The 22,896-nt window shown below is 69.2% G+C and carries 24 protein-coding genes and 1 tRNA gene; 16 read left to right on the forward strand and 9 right to left on the reverse strand.

Features of this window, described 5'->3' with window-relative positions; genetic code table 11:
* The first annotated feature begins 58 nt into the window (after positions 1–58).
* Positions 59–844, forward strand: coding sequence for a DeoR/GlpR family DNA-binding transcription regulator (locus DW306_RS13620; protein WP_136056139.1), 786 nt, complete (start codon positions 59–61; stop codon positions 842–844).
* The gene (locus DW306_RS13625) at positions 841–1,584 is read left to right on the forward strand and encodes a triose-phosphate isomerase (protein ID WP_136056140.1); all 744 of its coding nucleotides are present in this window, start codon (positions 841–843) and stop codon (positions 1,582–1,584) included. The genes DW306_RS13620 and DW306_RS13625 overlap by 4 nt, the downstream gene beginning before the upstream one ends.
* On the opposite strand, the gene DW306_RS13630 is transcribed toward DW306_RS13625, so the two are convergent.
* From DW306_RS13630 to DW306_RS13640, 3 genes are all read right to left on the reverse strand, one after another.
* On the reverse strand, positions 1,585–2,604 hold the full coding sequence (locus DW306_RS13630; RefSeq protein WP_240747198.1) for an aldo/keto reductase: 1,020 nt from the start codon (positions 2,602–2,604) through the stop codon (positions 1,585–1,587).
* Positions 2,605–2,660: 56 nt separating this feature from the next.
* Positions 2,661–3,461 carry a siderophore-interacting protein gene (locus DW306_RS13635; protein WP_136056141.1) on the reverse strand — a complete coding sequence of 267 codons (801 nt, stop codon included), beginning with the start codon at positions 3,459–3,461 and terminating at the stop codon, positions 2,661–2,663.
* A 76-nt stretch (positions 3,462–3,537) separates the two neighbouring features.
* Positions 3,538–4,245, reverse strand: a complete 708-nt coding sequence (locus DW306_RS13640) for a GntR family transcriptional regulator (RefSeq protein ID WP_136056142.1) — start codon at positions 4,243–4,245, stop codon at positions 3,538–3,540.
* 185 nt (positions 4,246–4,430) lie between these two features.
* On the opposite strand from DW306_RS13640, the gene DW306_RS13645 reads away from it, so the two are divergent.
* The 6 genes from DW306_RS13645 to DW306_RS13670 are packed head-to-tail and all read left to right on the forward strand — an operon-like array spanning position 4,431 to position 10,215.
* Positions 4,431–5,774: a sugar ABC transporter substrate-binding protein gene (locus DW306_RS13645; protein ID WP_168429334.1), complete on the forward strand. Its 1,344-nt coding sequence runs from the start codon at positions 4,431–4,433 to the stop codon at positions 5,772–5,774.
* Between the two features lie 32 nt (positions 5,775–5,806).
* A complete protein-coding gene (locus DW306_RS13650) occupies positions 5,807–6,775 on the forward strand; it encodes a sugar ABC transporter permease (RefSeq protein ID WP_136056144.1) in 969 nt (322 codons plus the stop codon).
* Complete coding sequence (locus DW306_RS13655) at positions 6,772–7,605, forward strand: carbohydrate ABC transporter permease (RefSeq protein WP_136056145.1); 834 nt, start codon at positions 6,772–6,774, stop codon at positions 7,603–7,605. The genes DW306_RS13650 and DW306_RS13655 overlap by 4 nt, the downstream gene beginning before the upstream one ends.
* Positions 7,602–8,504, forward strand: a complete 903-nt coding sequence (locus DW306_RS13660) for a BadF/BadG/BcrA/BcrD ATPase family protein (RefSeq protein ID WP_168429335.1) — start codon at positions 7,602–7,604, stop codon at positions 8,502–8,504. The genes DW306_RS13655 and DW306_RS13660 overlap by 4 nt, the downstream gene beginning before the upstream one ends.
* A 2-nt stretch (positions 8,505–8,506) precedes the next feature.
* Positions 8,507–9,199, forward strand: a complete 693-nt coding sequence (locus DW306_RS13665) for a putative N-acetylmannosamine-6-phosphate 2-epimerase (protein ID WP_136056147.1) — start codon at positions 8,507–8,509, stop codon at positions 9,197–9,199.
* Complete coding sequence (locus DW306_RS13670; protein WP_136056148.1) at positions 9,196–10,215, forward strand: Gfo/Idh/MocA family oxidoreductase; 1,020 nt, start codon at positions 9,196–9,198, stop codon at positions 10,213–10,215. Before DW306_RS13665 ends, DW306_RS13670 begins: the two co-directional genes overlap by 4 nt.
* Before the next feature lie 53 nt (positions 10,216–10,268).
* Here DW306_RS13670 and DW306_RS13675 read toward each other — a convergent pair whose 3' ends face one another.
* From DW306_RS13675 to DW306_RS13685, 3 genes are all read right to left on the reverse strand, one after another.
* Positions 10,269–10,736 carry a heme-degrading domain-containing protein gene (locus DW306_RS13675; protein WP_136056149.1) on the reverse strand — a complete coding sequence of 156 codons (468 nt, stop codon included), beginning with the start codon at positions 10,734–10,736 and terminating at the stop codon, positions 10,269–10,271.
* A 40-nt stretch (positions 10,737–10,776) separates the two neighbouring features.
* Complete coding sequence (locus DW306_RS13680) at positions 10,777–11,508, reverse strand: alpha/beta hydrolase (RefSeq protein ID WP_136056150.1); 732 nt, start codon at positions 11,506–11,508, stop codon at positions 10,777–10,779.
* Between the two features lie 165 nt (positions 11,509–11,673).
* Positions 11,674–11,756: transfer RNA gene (locus DW306_RS13685), tRNA-Leu, on the reverse strand.
* A 144-nt stretch (positions 11,757–11,900) separates the two neighbouring features.
* Here DW306_RS13685 and DW306_RS13690 point away from each other — a divergent pair.
* The 7 genes from DW306_RS13690 to pknB are packed head-to-tail and all read left to right on the forward strand — an operon-like array spanning position 11,901 to position 20,771.
* A complete protein-coding gene (locus DW306_RS13690) occupies positions 11,901–12,629 on the forward strand; it encodes a DUF3662 and FHA domain-containing protein (protein WP_136056151.1) in 729 nt (242 codons plus the stop codon).
* Positions 12,626–13,150 (forward strand): FHA domain-containing protein, encoded by a 525-nt coding sequence (locus tag DW306_RS13695; RefSeq protein WP_136056152.1) that lies wholly within the window; start codon positions 12,626–12,628, stop codon positions 13,148–13,150. Before DW306_RS13690 ends, DW306_RS13695 begins: the two co-directional genes overlap by 4 nt.
* 7 nt (positions 13,151–13,157) lie before the next feature.
* Positions 13,158–14,462, forward strand: coding sequence for a PP2C family serine/threonine-protein phosphatase (locus tag DW306_RS13700; protein ID WP_136056153.1), 1,305 nt, complete (start codon positions 13,158–13,160; stop codon positions 14,460–14,462).
* On the forward strand, positions 14,459–15,844 hold the full coding sequence (locus DW306_RS13705) for an FtsW/RodA/SpoVE family cell cycle protein (protein WP_136056154.1): 1,386 nt from the start codon (positions 14,459–14,461) through the stop codon (positions 15,842–15,844). Before DW306_RS13700 ends, DW306_RS13705 begins: the two co-directional genes overlap by 4 nt.
* A 1-nt stretch (position 15,845) precedes the next feature.
* Entirely contained in the window at positions 15,846–17,300 is a 1,455-nt protein-coding gene (locus DW306_RS13710; RefSeq protein WP_136056155.1) for a penicillin-binding transpeptidase domain-containing protein, read from the forward strand.
* Entirely contained in the window at positions 17,297–19,036 is a 1,740-nt protein-coding gene (locus tag DW306_RS13715) for a serine/threonine-protein kinase (RefSeq protein WP_240747199.1), read from the forward strand. The genes DW306_RS13710 and DW306_RS13715 overlap by 4 nt, the downstream gene beginning before the upstream one ends.
* 43 nt (positions 19,037–19,079) lie before the next feature.
* Positions 19,080–20,771 carry a Stk1 family PASTA domain-containing Ser/Thr kinase gene (gene pknB / locus DW306_RS13720; protein ID WP_136056156.1) on the forward strand — a complete coding sequence of 564 codons (1,692 nt, stop codon included), beginning with the start codon at positions 19,080–19,082 and terminating at the stop codon, positions 20,769–20,771.
* Between the two features lie 4 nt (positions 20,772–20,775).
* Here the strand turns inward: pknB and DW306_RS13725 are convergent, their stop codons facing one another.
* From DW306_RS13725 to DW306_RS13735, 3 genes are read right to left on the reverse strand one after another with little or no spacing between them, the layout of a single operon-like run.
* Positions 20,776–21,408: a gamma-glutamyl-gamma-aminobutyrate hydrolase family protein gene (locus DW306_RS13725; RefSeq protein ID WP_136056157.1), complete on the reverse strand. Its 633-nt coding sequence runs from the start codon at positions 21,406–21,408 to the stop codon at positions 20,776–20,778.
* On the reverse strand, positions 21,405–21,560 hold the full coding sequence (locus DW306_RS13730) for a DUF4175 domain-containing protein (RefSeq protein WP_136056158.1): 156 nt from the start codon (positions 21,558–21,560) through the stop codon (positions 21,405–21,407). Before DW306_RS13730 ends, DW306_RS13725 begins: the two co-directional genes overlap by 4 nt.
* A 28-nt stretch (positions 21,561–21,588) precedes the next feature.
* Positions 21,589–22,383 carry a class E sortase gene (locus tag DW306_RS13735; protein ID WP_136056159.1) on the reverse strand — a complete coding sequence of 265 codons (795 nt, stop codon included), beginning with the start codon at positions 22,381–22,383 and terminating at the stop codon, positions 21,589–21,591.
* A gap of 78 nt (positions 22,384–22,461) precedes the next feature.
* Here DW306_RS13735 and DW306_RS13740 point away from each other — a divergent pair, with 78 nt between their 5' ends.
* Entirely contained in the window at positions 22,462–22,701 is a 240-nt protein-coding gene (locus DW306_RS13740; protein ID WP_136056160.1) for a cell division protein CrgA, read from the forward strand.
* The last annotated feature ends 195 nt before the right edge of the window (positions 22,702–22,896 follow it).

A 22,896-nucleotide genomic window follows, 5' to 3' on the forward strand; every position in this document is an offset into this window, starting at 1 on the left:
GATTCTCGTCGCGGACGGCCCCCTGGCCGCCCGCGAACGGAAGGCCGGAGGGTGGGACATGAGCGCGACGACTCCTCAGCGCAGGCGCGCCGAGATCGAAGTCCTGATGGGCGACCGCGCCGAGGTCGATATTCAGAGCCTGGCGAAGCACTTCGGCGTGTCCGAGATGACCATCCGTCGAGACCTGGGAGTGCTCGAGGAAGACGGTGTGGTCCGGCGCCTGGTGGGGGGCCGTGCGCTGCTGCTCGACGCCAAGAGCCGGGAACCCGCTCTCTCCACGCGGGCGAACGCCGCGTACGACACGAAGTCGCACATCGGCCGGGCCGTCGCCGACCTGCTCTCCGACGACGAGGTGGTGTACATCGACGGCGGCAGCACCGCCCTCGCCGCCGCACATGCCCTGCGCGGAAGCGGGCGCGCCCTGACCGTGCTGACCCGGAGCCTGCTCGTCGCCGCCGAGCTGGCGGAGGAGCCGAACATCGAGATCTTCATGCTCGGCGGCCGGGTCAAGTCCTCCGAGATGCTCACGACCAGCTCGACGATGTCCGACGATCTTCGCCACTACAACGTCGACACCTACGTCATGGGCATCAGCGGGGTGCATCCGACCCGTGGTCTCACCGACTACGACCCCGACGAGAGCGCGGGGAAGCGCCTGGCTCTCGAACGCGCCGACCGCGTCGTCCTCGTCGCCGACCACTCGAAGCTGGGCCGGGTGCTGATGTCGCGGGTCGCGGGCGTCGAGGACATCAGCGTGCTCGTGACGGATGCCGACGCCGACGACGAGGTGCTCCGGTCCATGCCGCCGTCCGTGTCGATCGTGCTCGTGGAGCCACAGCCGTGAGCCGAGCGGCAGCGGCGAAGCCGACCGTTCCCGCCTCGACGACGATCGCCGCGCCGTTCTTCGAGATCGGCCCCAAGAATCTGCTCCGGCTGCCGCAGGTCGTCGAGCTCGCGATCGCCGCCGGCGACGCCGGCGTGCGGCACGGGGTGTCGGTCATCCTCACCGTGCCCACCGCGATGATCGCTCCGGTGCAGAGCGCCGCCCCGCACGTCTTCGTGTTCGCACAGGGCATGGACCTCGATCGCCCCGGTGCGAGCGTCGGGCGCACGATCCCCGAGGCTCTGGCCGACGCCGGCGCGCGCGGGGTCATGCTCAATCACGACAGCAATCCCCTCGCGCCCGAGGACCTGGCTCCCGCGATCGGCCGCGCCCAGGAGAACGGGCTGATGACGATGGTGTGCGCCGGCAGTGACGATGAGGTCCGCAGCCTGCTCCCGCTCGGACCCACGATCGTCCTTTACGAGCCCCCGGCCCTGATCGGCGTCGCGGGAGGCGGCGACCGACCGTGGATCGGAGCCATCGACCGCGAGGCGGCGGCGACGGCTCCCGATGTGCTGATGATGCATGCCGGCGGGGTCTCGCAGCCGGACGACGCCTACCGGATCATGGGCGCAGGTGCGCACGGCACGGGTTCCACCTCGGGGGTCGTCCGCCACGATCGCCCGCTCGAAGCCGCCGAACGGTTCATCGAGGCGACGCGACGGGGCTACGAGAGCGCTCGCTCCCAGAAGACCGCCTGATCAGAACCCTTCCGGCTCCCGCGGCGTGTACGCGCTCTCGAGCTGCGCGAGCTCGGTCGGCTCCAGACGGATGCCGGCCGAGGCGACGGCATCCTCGATGTGCTGCGCGCGGGTGGCCCCGACGATCGGCGCGGTGACGGCGGACTGCTGCGCGACCCAGGCGAGGGCGATCTGTGCGCGGGAGACTCCGCGCTCCGAGGCCACGCGGGCGACGGCCTCGACGATCGCGCGGTTCGACTCCTCCTCGCGGCGGTACAGGGTCGCGCCGAACTCGTCGGTCGCGGTGCGCGCCGTCGTCTCGTCCCAGTCACGGGTGACGCGGCCGCGCGCGAGCGGCGACCACGGAAGCACGCCGACGCCCGAGTCGAGGCAGTACGGGTGCATCTCGCGCTCCTCCTCACGCTGCAGCAGGTTGTACTGGTCCTGCATCGAGACGAACGGCGTCCATCCGTGCTGAACGGCGACGCCCTGCGCCTTCGCGAACTGCCACGCCCACATCGACGACGCGCCGATGTACCGCGCCTTGCCGGAGCGCACGACGTCGTGGAGCGCCTCCATGGTCTCCTCGATCGGCGTCTCGGGGTCCCAGCGGTGGATCTGGTAAAGGTCGACGAAGTCGGTGCCGAGGCGGCGCAGGCTGGCGTCGATGCCGGAGAGGATGTGCCCGCGGCTGAGTCCGCCCTGGTTCGCGCCCGGCCCCATGCGGCCGTGCACCTTGGTGGCGATGACGACCTGGTCGCGCTGCGCGAAGTCGGCGAGCGCGCGGCCCACGAACTCCTCGCTCGTGCCGTCGGAGTAGACGTCGGCCGTGTCGAACGTGGTGATGCCGGCTTCGAGTGCCTGGCGGATGAGGGGCCGGCTGGTCTCCTCGTCGAGGGACCAGCGGTGAGTGCCTCTGTCGGGGGCGCCGAAGCTCATGCAACCGAGGACCACCGGCGAGATCTTGAGGCCGCTGTTCCCCAGTCGTACGTTGTCGGTCGTCTCCAGCATCCGTCTGCTCCCTCGATCGTCGTGGCTCATCGTGCGTCTCGACCCAGCCTTGCACGTTTCGCGGCCCCGCCGACCCGGCCCCTCGACTACTCGATCTGGCCGATCGGCTCGCGCTTCTCCGCCTGGAACTGATCCTCGGCCCGGCCCCGCGCCCAGTAGGCCGAGATCGACAGCGACTCCCGCGGGACCTCGCGCTGCTTCAGCACAGCACGCACGGCCTTGATCGTGCCGCGCTCCCCGTGGGCGAAGACGTGCGGGTTCCCCTCGGCCCAGGGCAGGTCGCCGAGCGCCGCGAGAAGCTCGTCGTCGGTCTTCGTCCACGTCACGGTCAGCCCGGACGGCGGCTCCGGCAGGATGCGATCGGCGGCATCGGCCACGGAGAGCAGCACGTGGCCCTGCGTCGCGGCATCCATGCTCTCGATCGCCGACGAGATGGCGGGGAGCGCGGTGTGGTCGCCGACCAGCAGGTGCCAGGGCGCCGCGGGGTCGGGGCGGTAGCCGCCGCCGGCGCCGCTGACGACGAGGGTGTCGCCCGGCCGCGCAGCACGCGCCCAGGGCCCGGCGACACCCTCGTCGCCGTGCACGACGAAGTCGATGACGAGACGTCGCTGGGCAGGGTCGGCCGAACGCACCGTGTACGTGCGCCGCGTCGGCAGCTTCTCCGGACTCTCCTCGCGCAACCGCGCCAGGTCGTACGGCGGCGTCAGCCCGTGAGCAGGGTCGGCGAACAGGATCTTCACGTACCTGTCGGTCGAGTCGTTGTCGCGGAACGCGTCGTAGCCGTCGCCGCCCGCCGTGATGCGGATCAGATCCGGACTCACCTGCTCGACCTGCTGCACCATGAGGACGGCCTGTTCGGGTGCTCTGCGGGGCTGATCTTGTGTCATCGGGTCTCCGGATTCGGGGCGGGCGGTCCGGTTCCAGTCTGCCCGGCTCTGCAGGGGGCAGGGCCCACTCTGCGGTTCAGACCGCGCCGTGCTCTTCAGGCTCGATCAGGAGTTCGTAGAGATCCCCGCGATAGATGGATCGCGTGATCTCGGCCACACGTCCGTCGGCGAGGCTGCCGCGGGCGACGACCCGCAGGCAGGGCTGATCCACGGTGATCCCGAGGAGCTCGGCCTCGCGCGCAGTGGGCAGCACGGCGGCCACGCGCGACGACGCACGCGTCAGGTGCACGTCGTACCGGCGGCGCAGGATCTCGTACAGCGAACCGGTCAGGTCGTTGCCGAGCAGATTGGGGAAGAGCTCGGCGGGCAGCTGCGAGCTGTCGATGCTGAGCGGGGTGTCATCGCCGAACCGCAGTCGTTCGACGGAGTAGACGGATGCCGATGACGCGATGCCGAAGTCCGTGACCACCTCGGGCGCCGCCGGGGCGATACCGGCGGAGAGCACCTCCGCGCGGGCGGTGCGACCGGCCGCGCGCATCGAATCCGTGAACGAGGCGAGGGTCATCCGCTTGGTCAGCGACGGCTCGGCGACGAACGTGCCCTTGCCTCTGATGCCGACGATGCGCTTGGCGTTGATGAGCGCTTCCAGCGCCCGTCGGACGGTCATCGACGACACGTTGAAGCGCGCCGCGAGCTGCTGTTCGGTGGGCAGCTGATCGCCCGCGCGCATCTCGGCAATCTCGGCCGACAGCTCCTTCAGCACCACCTCGTACTTCGCGGCCACGTTCCCCTCCTTCCGCGTGAATCGTCAGGTTCATGACTATCACGCCTCCACCCTCCGGCCGTCCGAAACGATGATTGCGGTTCTCCGGCGGACGGTGTAACTTCCTTGTAACCCTAGGGTGCTACACATACCCTATGGTAATCAAGACCCATCCCGAATGCACCTTGTTCCAACGGAGGATTCTCATGAGCGCTGCAACACCCGCCCGCTCGCGTGCACCACGGCTCGCCGTCCGCGTCGGCGCCGGACTCACCGGACTCACCATCGCCGCCGCGGGCATGACCGCATGCGCCCCGTCCGGTTCGACCGGCGACGGAGGCAGCGGCACGACCATCAACGTCCTCGCCGAGGACATCTCGTACACCGACAACTGGAAAGAGCTCCTGCCCGAGTTCGAAGAGCAGACCGGCATCAAGGTCAACATCGAGACCGTGCCGTACAGCGACCAGGCGGCGAAGATCCTGCTCAACTTCAGCCAGAAGTCGAGCGACTACGACGTCGTCTTCACCGACAACACCTACGGCACCGGCTACTTCGAGTCCGGCTACGTCGACGACCTCGCGAAGTACGAGAAGGACGGATCCGACTTCGTCGCATTCGACGACTTCTACCAGCCGTACATCGCGCCCATGCAGAAGGACGGCGCGACCTTCGGCCTCCCGGTCTACGGCGAGAGCACCTGGCTGATGTACCGCACCGACCTGTTCGAGCAGTACGGCATCGACGGCCCGCCGACCACGATGGACGAGCTCGAGGCCGCGGCGAAGACCATCAGCGAGGGCTCGGGCGGCGAGGTCGCCGGCATCACGCTGCGCGGCGCCCCCGGCATCCAGAGCGTCTACCCCTGGGCCGGTTTCCTCCGGGCCTTCGGCGGCGACTTCTACGACGGCGACGAGCTGGCCGTCGACTCCGAAGAGGCCGTCGAGGCCACGCAGTTCTGGGCCGACCTGCTCAGCGAGTACGGACCCTCGGGCGTCGGCAACTTCGACTGGGAGCAGAACCGCATCGCGTTCACGCAGGGCACCGCCGCGATGACGATCGACGCCACGGCGAACGGCCCGTTCAACGAAGACACCGCCGCCAGCGTCATCGCCGGCAAGGTCGGCTATGCGCCGATCCCCTACGCGATCTCCGACCCGCCCGAGAGCGGGAACACCGACAACTCGCTCAACGTGCACGCGCTGTACCTCAGCTCCTTCTCGAAGAAGAAGGAGGCGGCTTACAAGTTCATGGCGTGGGCGACCGGCCAGGACGTGCAGAGCAACGCGGTCGAGAACACCGAGGCGGTCGGCGTCACGCTCGATGCGGTCCTCGAGAGCCCGGAGTACAACGAGAAGTACGGTCCCTTCAAGGAGGCGCTGCTCGCACAGCTCGCCACCGGCAACGTCGACTACCTGCCCGCAGGCACCGATGCGAATGCGATCATCACGGAAGTCGGACAGGCGCTCTCGCGCACGCTTGCCGGTGAGGCGAGTGCGAAGGACGCATTGACCGCAGCCCAGGAAGCTCTCAAGACCCAACTGGGCTGACCCACCGAACGCCGGAACGGAAGAACAAGACGATGACCCAGCTCACGACGCCACCACGTCCCGATGCCGAAGGCGCCGTCAAGGACCCTCCGTTCCGGCGTTCCCCCCGCCGCCGCCCGCTGCGACCGGGCCTCGCGAGAGCCAGCCTGGCCCTCCCCGCCGTGATCGTGATCGTGCCCCTGCTCGTGATCATCATCATGCAGGGCGCGAACCTCGTCACCCACGCCGAGAACCTGCTCCGTCCCGGCAGCGAGGACATCTTCGTCGGCTGGGACAACTTCACCCGCGCACTGGGCGACCCGACGCTGCTCGGCTCCATCCGCGTGACCCTCGTCTACGTCGTCGCGGGCGTCGGCATCGAGCTCGTGCTGGGCGTGTCCATCGCCCTCGCGCTGCGGGGACGCATCCCGGGCAAGGGCGTGCTGCGTGCGCTGATCCTCATCCCCATGGTGCTGACCCCGGTGGTCGCCGGCCTCATGTGGCGGCTGCTGATGGATCCGACATCCGGGTTCATCAACTGGTTCCTCGACACGGTGGGGATCGGCGGGCACGCCTTCCTCGCGGATCCGGCGACGGCGCTCGGCGCCGTGATCCTCGTGGAGGTCTGGCAGAACACCCCGTTCGTCGTGATCATCGTGCTCGCCGGGCTCGAGTCGCTCGACCCCTCCCCCTTCGAGGCCGCCCAGCTCGACGGCGCCGGCGGATTCCGGATGCTGTGGAACGTCACACTCCCGATGCTCGCGCCGGTGCTGTCGATCGTGGTGCTGCTGCGGGTGATCGACGCGGTCAAGACCTTCGCGATCGTCAACACCATGACGAAGGGCGGTCCGGGAACGTCGACGCTCGCCATCAGCAACTACGTGTACCGGCTCGGCTTCGAGACGTTCGACATCGGCTACGCGACCACGGTCGGCGCGCTCGTCTCGCTCGTGGTCCTCGTCATCCTGTTCCCCACCGCCACGCGGCTCATGGGCCTGCGCATCTGGAAGGCCCGCCGATGAGAACCCGACGCAGCATCCTGCACTCCCTCCGCGTCATCGCGGTCTACGTCTTCGTCCTGTGGTGCATCCTGCCCGTCGCCTGGCTGGTGAGCACCTCGCTCAAGAGCGACGTCGACGCGTTCAGCCGCGAGCCGGTGTGGTTCTTCGTGCCCCAGTTCGGCAGCTACGTCAGCGCCTGGGTCGACGGCGGCATGGGCCAGGCGATGCTCGTGAGCGCGGCCGTCGCGATCATCAGCAGCGTGATCGGCATCGTCGTCGGACTCCCGCTCGCCTACCTCACCACCCAGGTCTGGCCGCCGGAGTCCGCGTGGTCCGCCCGCGTGACGCTCGCCATCCTCCTGCTCACGACCGTGCCGCCGGTGCTCACCCTGACGCCGTTCTACCGCGCGTTCTTCGGAGTCGGGCTGACCGGCAACCCCGTCGGACTCACGGTCGTGCACACCTTCTACGCCATCCTGCTCGCGGTGCTCATCTTCCGCTCCTTCCTCGTCGCCTTCCCGCGCGAGATCCGCGAGGCGGCGATGATCGACGGCCTCGGCGAATGGCGCACGCTCTTCCAGTGCGTGCTGCCCAACGTCTGGGGCGCGGCGTTCGCGACGTTCGTGCTCGCGCTGATCCAGTCGTGGAACGAGTTCCTCTACGCCCTGGTGCTCACCAGCGGCGACAGCCAGACGGTCCCCGTGACCATCGCCGGCTTCCTCAGCTTCTTCGGCACGAACTGGGCGCGCCTCACCGCGGCCGGCGTGATCGGCGCGCTGCCGATCGTGATCTTCGCGATCCTCGTTCGCAAGCACATGGCGCGCGGCCTGTCCTTCGGAGGTGTCAAGTGACCGCCGCACTCGCCGTCGACGTCGGGCAGAGCGGATGCCGTCTGCGCCTCGACGACGGAGACGTCATCGAGGCCCCGCTGGGGGTCATCGCCCTCACCGGCGACGAGCACGTGACCGCACTCGCGCAGACGATCATCGACCTGGTTCCGCCCGGCACGCGCCCCGAGCTCGTCGGCGTGGGCCTCTCCGGATTCGTGGAGGACTCCCCCGCACCGGCGCGGCTGGCCGAGATCCTGCGCGTGCATCTCGGTGCGCGCACGACCGTGGTCGCTGCGGATGCCGTCACGGCCTTCCTCGGCACCGTCGGCGCACGGGCCGGAACCGTGGTGATCTGCGGCACCGGTGTCGCGGCGCTCGGCGTGAGCGACGAGGGAGGGCTTCGGCGTATCGATGCCCGCGGGTACCTGCTGGGCGACTTCGGCGGGGGCGCGTGGATCGGCCAACGCGGACTGCAGGCGGCGCTCGACGCCCTCGAGGGTCGAGGTCCTTCGACCGCGCTCGCCGACGCATCGCTGCGGCTCGGCTCGCCCGCCGACATCTATCACGGGGCGATGGGCTCGATCCCGGCCCCGCAGTACATCGCGGCATTCGCGCCCGACGTCCTCCGCGCCGCCGACGAGGGCGACGCCTCGGCCCTCGGCATCCTCGCCGACGCGGCGGATCAGCTCGCACGGACGATCGGCGCCGCGCGTCTCGGACCCGGCCCCATCGGTCTCACGGGCGGTCTGACCCGCTCGTCATCGTTCGTGTCGGCGGTCCGCACCGCCCTCGATCGACGGGATGTCGCGGTGGACGAGTTCGTGGTCCAGCCCGACGCCGGTCTCGACGGCGCCCGCATCGTCGCGGAAGACACCAGCATCCGCTCGGCATTCGCCGGTCTCATCGCAGTGAAGGAGTAAGAATGCTCGACCTCGAGACGCTTCGGGGACGCCTGATCGTGTCCTGTCAGGCGCCGGACGGATCGCCGCTGCGCGATCCCGGCATCATCGCGGCCATCGCCGAAGCCGCCGTGCTGGCGGGCGCCGCGGCCGTGCGCATCAACAGCGCCGAGCACGTCGCGGCCGTGCGCAGGCGCGTCGACGTGCCCATCATCGGGCTGGAGAAGGTCGTCACCGACGGGGAGCAGTGGATCACCCCCACCGCCGACCTCGCCAAGGCGCTGGTCGACGCCGGTGCCGATATCGTCGCCCTCGACGCCACGCTGCGAGCGCGGTCGGGAACTCCCGCGGTCGACGAGCTGCTCCCGGCCGTGCGTGACCTCGGTGTTCCCGTCATGGCCGACATCGACGCCTTCGAGGCCGGGCGGCATGCGGGAGAACTCGGCGCCGAGCTCGTCGGCACGACGCTGTCGGGCTACACGAGCGTGCCGCAGAACCGCAGCGGCGATCCCGACATCGCGCTGGTGGGGCGGCTCGCGGCCCTGCCGACCCCGGTGATCGCCGAGGGACGCATCAAGTCGCCCGATGAGCTGCGCGCCGCGTTCGAAGCGGGCGCGTTCGCGGTCGTCGTCGGAACGTCCATCACCGAGCCGATGGCGCTGACCAGGCGCTATCTCGCAGCAGTACCGACGCTCACGAAGGGAGCATCAGCATGAGTGGCACGTCCACCCGCATCGCCGTCGTCGGCGCAGGTCGAATGGGACAGGTGCACTGTCGCATCGTCGCGGAGAACCCGCGCGCCGAGCTCGCCGCCGTCGTCGACCCGTTCGAGGAGAGCGGCCGCCGCGTCGCCGAGCAGTTCGGCGCCCCGTGGTTCCCGACCCTCGCCGCGGCTCGCGAAGCGGTCGACCTCGACGGCGTCATCATCGCGGTTCCCGACCGGCTGCACGTCGGCGTGACCGTCGAGGCTCTGGAGGCGGGTCTGCACGTACTCGTCGAGAAGCCGCTCGCCGACACTCTCGAAGGCGCACGGACCATCGCGGATGCCGCGGCGAGCGCGACCGGTTCGAAGGTGCTCGTCGGGCATGTGCTGCGACACGATCCCCGCTTCCGCTCCGCCGCGAAGATCGTCGCCGCCGGGCAGGTCGGAGACCCCGTGCATTTCCGCGCGTCGAGGATCGTGCCGCGGAGCGTCGGCTTCGCGAACAACGGCGCCTCGCCGATCTACATGTACCAGGGCATCCACGACATCGACCTGGTGCAGTGGATCTCGGGCAGCCCGATCGTGCGGGTCTCCGCCACCACAGCCGCCAAGGTGCTCCCCGCCGCCGGCAAGGAGGGCGTCGACGTGGCGCTGATCCTCGCCGAGCTGGAGGACGGATCGGTCGGAACGATCGAGATCTCGTGGGTCCTCCCGGGAACGACTCCGAGTGGTCTCGCGTCGCAGTTCGAGCTGTACGGCACCGAGGGCAACATCAAGGTCGATGTCACGGCCGAGGGCGTCTCGCTCGACACACTCGACGAGTTCCGTCTGCCGAACACGATGCTCGACCCCGAGCTCGACGGCCGGCTCGAGGGCGTCGTGCCGCAGCAGTTCGACTGGTTCCTGCAGATGATCGAGTTCGACCAGCCGAGCCGCATCGGCATCGACGAGGCCGTGTCGGCCGCGCGGGTGCTCGACGCGATCGACGAGTCGCTCCGCACGCGCACCTGGGCCGACGTGCAGCGCTGACGTTCCTTACGAAGGGAGGAAGGCCGGGCCCGTCGGGCTCGGCCTTCCTCGTTTCAGCTCCCGCGCAGATCTCGGATCGCCTGCACGACCAGGTCGTGGTCGTCTTCAGAGGCGAGGCCCGAGACGGTCGCGACCGCCACGACGCCGACGCCCGTGACGCGCACCGGTACCGCTCCCCCGGCGACGGCGTACTCCGCAGGATCGAGCCAGCCCGGTTCGAACATGTCGCGCCCGCCGGCGACGAAGCGCGCCTCGAGCAGGGCCGTGCTCGTCTCGAAGCGGAACGCGGTCGCCGCCTTCCGCCGCACCCACTCGTCGTTGTCGGCCGTCGCGCCCGGCAACGACGCGTGGAACAGGACGCCGGATGCCGTGCGCACGTCGATCGCGACCGGATGGGATGCCGCCAGCGCGCGTTCCGCGATCGAGCTGCCGAGTCGCCAGGCGTCAGCGCGATCGAAACCGGGCAGTTCCAGTTCGAGGTGCTCGGCTTCGAGCCGGGCCAGCCATGCGTCACCATTCATCGATCTGTGTCCTGTCGTCGAGTTCTTCAGATGCAGAGGTCTACAAGACGTCCGCGATGATCGCGAATGTGCGATCGGGATCTTCGATCTGCATGTCGTGATGGATACCGTCGATACGGCGGATGTCCCATCCCTCGCGCTCGAGCGCCGCGGCCGTCGCGTCGGACAGCACGGCGGGCGACTCATCGGAGAGGACGATGGTCGACGGCACGTCGGGCGGGGTGATCGCGATCGGGTGGAACGCCACCTCGCGGAAGACGCCGATCGCCATCTTGGCGTCGAACTGCGCTTGCGCCTGCGTCAGCGCTTCGCGGACGCGGGGGTCGTACGCGGCGCGCGTCGCCCTGCTGCGTCGAGCCTGCAGCAGACCCATGACGCCGAGCGAGAGCGGCGGGACCGCCCAGAAGGCTCGACCCTTGAACCCGGTTGTCGGGAGCGAGAGTTCGAAGCCCGGATCGAGGTAGATCGCGCGTTCGGGCTGCAGGCGCGCGACGGCGCGGACCAGCACCGCTCCCCCGAGCGAGTGGCCGACGACGCTGTGGAGTCCGGTCGGGAGGGCTTCGACGACATCGTCCGCGAGTTCGTTCAGTGTGTACGAAGGCGCTCGGTCGCTCTCGCCGTGGCCGCGCAGATCGATCGTCGTGACCGTGTAGCGGCCTGTCGCCAGCATCCGTTCGATGAGCGGCTGCCAGATGGCGCCCGCGCCGCCGAGCCCGTGGATCAGCCCGACAAGGAGATCGCCGGAGCCGGAGGTGGTGGAGTGGAGGCGCATCAGGTCATTCTCGTCGACAAATCTGTCGTTACTGTGCGCGAGGGGGGACTCGAGTCCCTCCGGCGCACTCCACGCCGGTGGGGCCCTGATTATCGAGGGGCCTCACTCGCGCCCAGATACGAAAAGAGAGCCAGACCCTCCGGGCCCGGCTCTCTTGTCGTACTGTGCGCGAGGGGGGACTCGAACCCCCACATCCTTGCGAATACTGGCACCTGAAGCCAGCGCGTCTACCATTCCGCCACTCGCGCGAGCGTCTCGCTCCGAAGAACTCAACTTCCCGAGGATATCACGCGATTTTCGCCGCGCGGCACACGCAAAACCACCGCTCGGCGGCGTTCCCCCAGGTCACCTGGCTACGATGTCCCTACCGGTCGGCATGCCAGAGGAGCCCAGTGGGACTACTTGACAGCTTTGAGAAGGGTCTCGAGCGCGCAGTGAACAGCGCGTTCGCGAAGACCTTCCGCAGCGGCATCCAACCCGTGGAGATCGCTTCGGCGGTCCGTCGTGAAGCCGACACGAAAGCGGCGGTCGTCAGCCGCGACCGCATCATCGCGCCCAACAGCTTCGTCGTGCGTCTCAGCACCGACGACGCGGACCGCATGCGAGGACTCGGCAGCGCCCTCACCGACGAGCTCCACTCGCTGCTGACGAAGCACGCCAAGTCACAGGGGTACAGCTTCTCCGGCCCGCTCTCGATCAGCCTCGAGGCCGACGAGAAGGTCGCCACCGGCACCGTGCGCGTCGATTCGGGCACGGTCGAGGGTCGCGTCAGCTGGCAGGCCGTCGTCGACGTCGACGGACGCCGTCACACCCTCTCCCGCGCCCGCACCGTCGTCGGCCGCGGATCGGATGCCGACATCACCATCGCGGATGCCGGTTCGAGCCGCAAGCACATCGAGATCCTGTGGGACGGCGAGCGCGCCATGATGCGCGACCTCGGCTCCACCAATGGCACGAAGGTCAACGGGCAGAAGCTGCGGGAAGCGGCGCTCCCCTCCGACACCACGATCTCGATCGGCCGCACCGACCTGGTGTTCCGCATCGTGCCGGTGTCGGCTCCCCCGGCACGCCCTCCGCGCCCCTCCGACGACTCCACCCGCGCGTTCGGGGGCTTCGGATGAGTGAACTGATCCTCCTCCTGCTGCGCATCGGGTTCCTGATCGTCCTGTGGTTCTTCGTGTTCGGGGTCGTCTACTCCCTCCGTGCCGACCTGTTCGGCGTGAAGGTGCGCAAGCTCCCGGCCGAGGCCGCGGCCGGCGCAGCGGCCGCCCCCGTCACTCCGGCGAAGCCCGTGGCAGCGTCGCGCCCGGCATCCGCGAAGCCGTCGACGGGACCCGCGACGATCGCGACGGCGAAGCGCCTCGTGATCACGTCCGGCCCCAAGACGGGGCTCGAGCTCCCCCTCGGCGCGGACTCGATGACGATCGGGCGCTCCAGCGAGTCGGCTCTCGTCATCCGCGACGACTACACCTCGAGCCATCACGCCCGCCTGATGCTGCGCGGCGACGCCTGGGCCATCCAGGATCTCGACTCCACGAACGGCACGTTCGTCGCCGGCCAGCGCGTCACCGGCGGCCCCGTCAACCTCTCGCTCGGCACTCCGATCAAGGTGGGCGCCACGACCTTCGAGCTGCGAGCCTGACCCCGGCATGGTCTTCGAAGGCTCGAGCGTCGCGATCTCCCACACCGGGAAGGTCCGCTCCAACAACCAGGACTCCGGGTACTCCGGAGCGAACCTGTTCGTCGTCGCCGACGGAATGGGCGGCCACGCCGGCGGCGACGTCGCCTCGAGCATCGCGATCCACCGCCTCGAGCCCCTCGACCAGGCCTACGCCTCGACCGAAGACGCACAGGCGTCGCTGCAGGCCGCGGCGACCACGGCGGCCGGCGACCTCATCCGCGCCGCGAAGGACCGCCCGGAGCTCGCCGGGCTCGGCACCACGGTCAGCGCGATCATCATGGTCGACGAGTACGCGGTCATCGGCCACATCGGCGACTCGCGCATCTACCTGTACCGCGACGACGCGCTGACGCAGATCACCGCCGACCACACGTTCGTGCAGCGCCTCGTGGACTCCGGCCGCATCACCCCCGAAGAGGCCCGCTACCACCCGCGCCGCTCGGTGCTCATGCGCGTGCTCAGCGACATGGACTCCGATCCCGAGCTCGACATGTTCGTCATGCACACGCAGCCCGGCGACCGCTGGCTGCTCTGCTCCGACGGACTCTCGGGCGTCGTCGACGAGCCGCACATCCTCAAGGCGATGCAGCTCGGCCTGGCGCCGGGCCGCACGGCCGACAACCTGCTCAAGCAGGCCCTCGACGGCGGCGCGCCCGACAACGTCACGATCGTGCTGGTCGACGTGGGCGGACAGCATCCGATCCACTCCGGCACCGCGACGGTCGTCGGCTCCGCGGCCAACCCGTCCGGTGTCTACGTGCCGCCCGCACGCCCGACGCGCGGCAACTGGCTGCACCCGGTGCGTCAGGCGGCCAACGAGCCCAGCCACTTCGAACCCGCCCCCGAATACCTCGAGGAGCTCATCGAAGAGGATCGCCGCCGCGCCAAGCGCCGCCGCCTCGGCTGGATCGCCGGTGTGCTCGTCGTCCTCATCATGCTGGGCGTCGCCGCGTTCGCGGCCTACAGCTGGACCCAGACGCGGTACTTCATCGGCGCCGACGACGACAGCGTCGTGATCTTCCAGGGCGTGCAGCAGAACATCGGCCCGATCACGCTGTCGACGCCGCTCGAAGACACCGACATCCTGCTGGCCGAGCTGCCGCCCTACCAGCGTGCGTCTGTCGAGCGCACGATCACCGCGCGCTCCCTCGCCGACGCGATGGCCATCGTCGACCGCCTGCGCGCGGGTGCCGAGGCGAACGCCATCGAGCAGACGCCTCTCCCCACCCCGCTGCCCACGCCGACCGAGACCCCGGCCGGAGGTGAGGGATGAGCACCGACGTCGCCGCCGACACCAGCGTCATCAAGGCGCTGAAGAAGCTCCGCATGCCGCAGACGCAGCGCAACCGCGAGTTCTGGCTGCTGCTCTTCGCCTTGGCGATCAGCGGCGCCTCGCTCACCCTCGTGCAGCTCGGCGCGCTCGGCGTCATCGACCCGGTGGTGCTCGCGATCGGCGGCGGACTCGCCGTGCTGGCCTTCGCCCTGCATTTCGTGCTGCGGGTCGTGGCCGCCGACGCCGACCCGTTCGTGGTTCCGATCGCGACGCTGCTCACCGGCCTCGGCATCGCGATGATCTACCGGATCGACATCGCCAAGGCGAACACCGGCTGGGACGCGTATTCGACGAAGCAGCTCGCCTGGACGGCCATCTCGCTCGCCGGCGCGATCGCCGTGGTGATCCTGCTGCGCAACTACCGGGTCCTGTTCCGGTACACGTACATCTTCGGGCTCGTCGGCATCCTGCTCCTTCTCCTTCCGTTCGTCCCGGGGCTCCGCATCGACGACGCCAACGCGGCCGTCTGGGTCTCGCTCGGCGGGGTCTTCGCGTTCCAGCCCGGCGAGCTCGCCAAGATCAGCCTCGCGATCTTCTTCGCCGGCTACCTGGTGCGCACCCGCGAGAGCCTCACCTCCGTCGGCAAGCGCGTACTCGGCATCACCTGGCCGCGGATGCGCGAACTCGGACCCGTGCTCGTCGTGTGGGTCATCTCGCTCGGCATCATCGTCTTCCAGCGCGACCTCGGCACCGGAACCCTGATCTTCGGCATGTTCGTCGCCATGCTGTACGTCGCGACCGGCAAGACGAGCTGGGTGCTCATCGGCTTGACGCTCGTGGTCGCCGGCGTCGCCCTGGCCACACAGATCCTCAGCTACGTGCAGGGACGCTTCATCAACTGGCTGTTCCTGTTCGACTCGTCGCAGGTCGATCCCGACGGCGCCGGCTATCAGCCCATGCAGGGTCTGTTCGGGCTCGCCCGCGGCGGTCTCATCGGCACCGGCTGGGGTCAGGGCCGCCCCGACATCACGCCGCTCGCGCACAGCGACTACATCATCACGAGCCTCGGAGAAGAGCTCGGCCTGATCGGACTGTTCGCGATCCTGTGCCTGTACATGGTGTTCGTCAGCCGCGGCATGCGCATCGGACTCGCCGGTCAGGACGACTTCGGCAAGCTCCTCGCGACCGGGCTGTCGTTCACGATCGCGCTGCAGGTGTTCATCATGGTCGGCGGCGTCACGCGCATCATCCCGCTGACAGGTCTGACCACGCCGTTCCTCGCCGCGGGCGGCTCCTCGCTCGTGGCCAACTGGCTCATCGTGGCGCTGCTGCTGCGCATCTCCGACGGCGTGCGCCGCCAACCGAGGGTGGTGATCGGCTGACATGACCAAGGAACTCCGCCGCCTCAGCATCGTGATGCTGTTCATGTTCATCGCCCTGTTCGCCGCGAGCAGCTGGATCCAGGTCGTCGAGGCCGACAGTCTCGCCCAGAACAGCCACAACCAGCGAACGCGCCTCGACAGCTACGAGATCCAGCGCGGCTCGATCATCGTCGACGGCGCGGCGATCGCGACGTCGATCCCGAGCGACGATCAGTACCAGTTCCAGCGCGTGTATGCGGATGCTCCGATCTGGGAGCCGGTGACGGGCTACTTCAACCCGGCCCTCGGTTCCGCCACCGGCATCGAGAAGGCCATGAACGCCGACCTGTCCGGTACCGGATCCAACGCCTTCCTCGCCGAGATCGAACGCATCCTCTCCGGCCAGCCGCAGCGCGGGTTCAGCGTGGAGCTGTCGTTGAACACCGCCGCGCAGACGGCGGCCTACGACGCCCTCCAGGGCCTCAAGGGCGCCGTGGTCGCGATCGATCCGAAGACGGGACGCATCCTCGCGATGGTCTCGACCCCCGGCTTCGACACCAACCTGCTCGCCTCGCATGATGCGGATGCCGCGAACGCGACCTACGACCAGCTCGTGGACGATCCCACCAAGCCGCTCTCCAACCGCGCGATCGCGGGCGACCTGAACCCTCCGGGGTCGACGTTCAAGCTCGTCGTCGCCGCGGCCGCGTTCGCGAGCGGCGAGTGGACTCCCGACTCGACCCTTCCGAACCCGGCCAGGTACACGCTCCCCGGCTCGTCCAACCAGGTCTCCAACGCCTGGGGTGGCGCCTGCGGCGGGGGCGACACGGTGACGATCGCCGAGGCGATCCGCCTGAGCTGCAACATCCCGATGGCCGAGCTCGCCGTCGAGGTCGGCGACGACGCGATCCGCGAGATGGCCGAGAAGTTCGGCTTCAACAAGACGTTCGCGACTCCCCTCGAGTCGACGGCGTCGAGCTACCCGCGGGCACTCGACGACGCCCAGACGGCCCTCTCCGGATTCGGTCAGGGACAGGTCACGGCGACGCCGCTGCAGATCGCCATGGTGGCCGCCGGCATCGCCAACGACGGGGTCGTCATGAACCCGCAGATGGTCGATGCCGTGATCGGCAACGACCTGTCGGTCATCCGCTCGTTCGAGCAGAGCGAATTCGGCCGCGCGATGGAAGCGGAGACGGCCGATCAGATCACCGCAGCCATGGTCGCGAGCGTCTCAACGGGCGCTGCGCAGGGTGCAAGAATAGACGGGGTCGACGTGGCGGGTAAGACCGGGACGGCAGAGAACGGAAACAGGCCGCACACGTTGTGGTTCACCGGCTTCGCACCGGCGGACGACCCCGCGGTCGCAGTAGCAGTCGTCGTCGAAGACGGCGGCGGTCAGGGACAATCAGGATCCGGCGATTCCATCGCCGCTCCGATTGCAAAGAAGGTCATTGAGGCGGTGCTGGGCAGATGAGACCGACGCAGGGTGTGTCGTTCGGTGGTCGCTACGAGCTGCAGTCGCGAATCGCGATCGGCGGCATGGGCGAGGTGTGGGAGGCGACGGATCACGTCATCGGACGTACCGTCGCGATCAAGATCCTCAAGGACGAGTACATGGGGGACCCCGGGTTCCTCGAGCGATTCCGTGCTGAGGCGCGGCACGCTGCGCTCGTCAACCATGAGGGCATCGCCAGTGTCTTCGATTACGGCGAGGAGAACGGCAGCGCCTACCTCGTCATGGAACTCGTGCCCGGCGAGGCGCTCTCGACCGTGCTCGAGCGCGACGGCGCGCTGAGCGCCGACAAGACGCTCGACATCGTCGCGCAGACGGCATCCGCTCTCCAGGCCGCGCACGCGGCCGGTCTCGTGCACCGCGACATCAAGCCGGGCAACCTGCTGATCACGCCCGACGGCCGCGTCAAGATCACCGACTTCGGCATCGCGCGCATCGCCGACCAGGTGCCGCTGACGGCGACCGGCCAGGTGATGGGCACGGTGCAGTACCTGTCGCCCGAGCAGGCGTCAGGACACCCGGCATCCCCCGCGACCGACACCTACTCGCTCGGCATCGTCGCCTACGAGTGCCTGGCGGGCAAGCGTCCGTTCACCGGTGAGTCGCAGGTCGCGATCGCGATGGCCCAGATCAACGAGCAGCCTCCGCCGCTGCCGCCGACCGTGCCGATCCCGGTGCAGAACCTCGTCATGGCGATGATCGCCAAGAAGCCGTCGGATCGGCCGTCGTCCTCGGCGTCGGTCGCGCGCGCGGCTCAGGCCCTGCGCCGCGGCGACCTGAACTCGGCCGCCATCGCCGTGCCTGCGATCGCCACCGGAGGGGTCGCCGGCAACGACGACGCGACCCGGATGCTGTCGGCAGCCGGCGACGAAGGCGCCACCCGCATCCTCCCCACCACCGCGCAGCTCCCCACGGAGGAAGCGGTGGAGGAGAAGGAGAAGAAGAAGCGCAGCCCGTGGACGTGGCCGCTCATCGCGCTGATCGCGCTGCTCGTGATCGTGCTCGGCGGCACCATCTGGGCGCTGTCGCAGCAGGGCGGCGGCGATGACGACCCCTCGGCCTCGCCGAGCACATCCTCCACGCCGACCAAGACCCCGACGCCGACACCGACGCCCACGGAGACGCGCGTCGACGTGACGGCGCTGAACCTCAACGGCATGGACTGCGGTACAGCGACGTCGACCCTCACGAATGCCGGCTTCTCGAGCGACATCACGTGCGCCGACGGCGACCCCGCCCCGACCGACGCCGAGGTCGGCACGGTCTACAACGTCGCGCCTTCCGGCAACGTCCTCACGACGACGCCGATCGCGCTCACGGTCTACGCCGCGCGCACCGCCCTGCCCACGCCGACCGACGCCCCGACCATCACGGGCGACCCGGTCGCCGGCGGCACCGTGACCATCGCCTGGGGCACCGGTTTCACGTGCCCGAGCGGTTCCACGCTCTCGGGCTACGTCGTTTCACTGCAGAACGGCACCTTCGTGTCGGGCGGACCCAACTTCCAGCCGACGCAGCGCAACGCGCAGGTGAAGGTGGCGGATGCCGCGGGCCAGCAGCTCATCGTGACCTACCAGGGCATGTGCTCGGGTGGCGACCAGCGCACCTCCAACCCCTCACCCCCGCTCTCGGTCACGATCACCGCTCCCGGTGGCGACGACGGCGAGGGTGACGGCGAGGGTGGAACCGCCGGGTAGCCTAGATCCAGCTCAGTCAACGTCGTTCCAAGGGGGGTCATCCGTGTCCACAGAGCCGCGCGTTCTCGCGGGTAGGTACCGCGTCGACGAGCTCATCGGGCACGGCGGCATGGCGAAGGTCTACCGCGGATTCGACCTGACGCTCGGACGCGCGGTCGCGATCAAGATCCTCGACCCCGAGCTCGCCCGCGACACGGCGTTCCGCACCCGATTCCGCCTCGAGGCCCAGGCGGCGTCCCGCATGGCGCACCCGTCGATCGTGCGGGTGTTCGACGCCGGAGACCCCTCGTCGAACGACCCGTCGTCCGACGACCCGCCCTACATCGTGATGGAGCTCATCAGCGGCACTCTGCTGAAAGACATCATCGCGAAGGGTCCGGTGCCCGTCGACGACGCTGTCCGCTACGTCGACGGCATCCTCGAAGCCCTGGACTACTCGCATCGCGCGGGCGTGGTGCACCGCGACATCAAGCCCGGCAACGTGATGGTCACCGAAAAGGGCCAGGTCAAGGTGATGGACTTCGGCATCGCCCGAGCCGTCTCCGACTCGTCGTCCACGGTCGCCGAGACGACGCAGATCATCGGCACCGCCGCATACTTCTCCCCCGAGCAGGCCAAGGGCGAGCCCGTCGACGCCCGCGCCGACCTGTACTCCACCGGCGTCGTCCTGTACGAGCTGCTCACCGGACGCCAGCCGTTCCGGGGCGAGTCGCCCGTGGCCGTCGCCTACCAGCACGTCAGCGAGACCCCCGTCCCCCCGACCGAGGTGAACGAAGACGCCCCGGGCGCCCTCGACCCGATCGTGCTGCGGGCTCTCGCGAAGGATCCGTACCAGCGGTATCCGGATGCCGCGCACTTCCGAGCCGCCCTCGACTCCGCCCTCACCGGCGCCGCTCCCACACGCAAGCAGGTCGGTGCGCTGACGAGCGAGCTGTACGGCCCGAGCCCGCGCCAGGCGCAGGAGACGGCGCGTTCCCTGCGCCAGCTCAGCACCGACACGACGATGACCCGCACGCAGTCCGGCCCGCCGGTGGCGTGGATCTGGGCCGGAGTCGCGCTGCTGGCCGTGCTGCTGGCATCCGTCCTCTTCTGGGTCGTCACGATCAGCATGCGTCCTCCCGAGGTGCCGAGCACCTCGCGCGTCGTTCCCGACCTCGTGAACGTCTCCTCCGAGCGCGCGCAGGACGATCTCGCGAAACTGGATCTCACCTCGACGATCGTGATCGAGGCGAGCTCCGACATCGCCGAGGGCAACGTCATCCGCACCGATCCGGCGGCGGGCGTCGCCATCGAGGAGGGCGCCGCGGTCACGCTGTACGTCTCGTCCGGTGAGGACGTCGTGGTCGTGCCGCCGCTGGAGGGCATGGCCCTCGCCGATGCGAAGAAGGCCCTGTTGGATGCGGGTCTCGAGCTCGGCACCGTGATCCAACGGAACGACAAGGCGATCAAGGCCGACACGGTGATGACCGCGAGCGAGAAGTCCGACGCCGAGGTTCCCCCCGGCACCGTGATCGATCTGGTCGTGGCCAGCGGCAAGGTGACGCTCACCGATCTGACCGGCTGGACCGTCGATGCGGCCACCGCCAATCTCACCGAGCTCGGCCTCGTCGCCACGCCCGTCCAGGCGGCGGACTGCCCGGCGACCGAGCCGGCGACCGTGCACTCGATGTCGGTGGCGCCGGGCGATGTGCCGATCGGCTCCGCCGTCGAGCTCCGGTTCTGCACCGGCCCGTGACGCGTCAGCGCGAGAGCGGGTGCAGGCGCTCGGAGAGCGCCACGGCATCGGCATCCCCGCACAGTTCGAGCCAGTTCGCGAGCAGTCGGTAACCGCCTTCGGTGAGCACGCTCTCGGGGTGGAACTGCACCCCGAGGATCGGCAGATCCCGATGTGCGAGACCCATCACGGTTCCGGTCTCCGTCCACGCGGTCACGATCACGTCGGCCGGAAGGGCGGATGCCGCGAGCGCCAGCGAATGATACCGACCCGCCTCGAACGGCGAGGGGATGCCGGCGAAGAGTGCGGATCCGTCGTGAGCGACCGACGACACCATCCCGTGCATGAGCTCGGGCGCCTCGGTCACCGGTGCGCCGAACGCCTCCCCGATGGCCTGGTGGCCGAGGCACACGCCGAGGAGCGGCATCCGCATCCGCGTGGCGATCCGGACCGCATCCAGCGACGCACCGGCGTCGGAGGGCGTGCCGGGTCCGGGGGAGAGCAGCACGGCATCGAACCCGGGGAGGAGCTGTTCGAGGGCCGCGGCATCCGTCGCATCCGACTCGATCATGGTGGTCTCGGCACCCAGCTCGTGGAGGTAGCCGACCAGTGTCTGCACGAAGCTGTCGTGGTTGTCGACCACGAGGACGCGCGTCATTCGACGTCGACCTCGCCCGGCGTGATGAGGGGACTGACCCAGGGGAACACGTACCAGAAGAGCCCGTAGAGCACGGCGGCGATCACGGCGACCAGGATGATCACGCGCACCCACCACGGACCGGGCAGCAGACGCCAGAGTGCGGAGTACATCAGTCTTCTCCCTCGGAGACGGCCATGGTCAGATCGACGGCGCGGCCGGAGGCGGCGGCGGATCGGTGAGGGCGGTCGGAGGGCCTTCGGCCCGGGGCTGGAAGCTCTCGAACACGCCGTACGCGACGATGCGCTCGGCGAGCGAGTAGAGCGGGGAGCAGGCGGTGAGGGTGATGTACTGCTCACCGGTCTGCTGGTCGGGCATCTGCGGAACGTCGGCCAGCACGTCGGTCTGGGTGGGCTTCACGTACTCGAGCGTGCGGAAGCGGTAGGTGTACCACCCGTCGACGGTCTCGACGACGATCGCGTCGCCGATCTGGAGCTTGTCGAGCTGGTTGAACGGCTTGCCCCAGGTCGTGCGGTGCCCGGCCATGGAGAAGTTGCCGACCTCGCCGGGCATCTTGGAGTCCTTGTAGACCCCGATGCCCTTCTGGTCGAGGGTGCGAGCCCGGCTCGTGCCGCCGTAGATGCCGAAGTTGTACTCGCTGCCGAACCGGGGGATGTGCATCTGCGCGAACCACTCCCCGTCGGCGGGTGCGGCCGGGATCGGCGCCTGGTAGACGGTCGTGCCTTCCTCGGTCTCGATCAACGGCGGCAGCTCGGGCGCTTCAGCCTGCGCGAGCTGCTCGGATCTGGCCGCCCCTTCGTCGTTCTTCTGCGCGCTGATGATGATGTCACCGATCCACATCTGCCACGCGACGAACAGGAGCACGATGACGCCCGCCGTGAGGAGCAGCTCCCCGAGGACGCTCGCGACGGTCGCGCGGGAGCGCGGACGCTCGCGTCGCGGGCGTCGCCCCCCAGGCACGACGGATGCACTCATGGCGTGATCTTATCGCTCGGTGCTGTACGGAAGACGAAGGTCTGGGTGCGGGATAGGCGTCATGGGTAGAATGTCCGCATGGCACGTGAGCGTAAGACCGAAGAACCCGTCGTCGAGCGCGCCGAGGGCGACGCCGCTCCCAACGCCGTGTGGTTCAAGCCGGTGATGATCGGCTTCATGCTGCTCGGCCTCGCGTGGATCCTCGTGTTCTACATCTCCGGCATGCAGTTCCCGATCCCGGGTCTCAGCAACTGGAACCTGGCGATCGGCCTCGGCATCGCCCTGATCGGCTTTCTGATGACCACCCGCTGGCGCTGACCCCGCCTCACACGCTTCACGAAGGGCCCCTCGCACCGCGAGGGGCCCTTCGTCGTCCTGCCCTCGCCTGCTTGCCCGACTCGGCTTGACCCGAGGTCCGTGCAGCACGACGTCGGATGCAGAGGTCGCGGGCGGACTCCCGGAGTGAGCATCGGGAGGGGCCCGCGCAGCGGGAGGGAACCCGCTCTGCGAACG

Source organism: Microbacterium sp. K24, from assembly GCF_004794465.1.
Classification (GTDB): domain Bacteria; phylum Actinomycetota; class Actinomycetes; order Actinomycetales; family Microbacteriaceae; genus Microbacterium.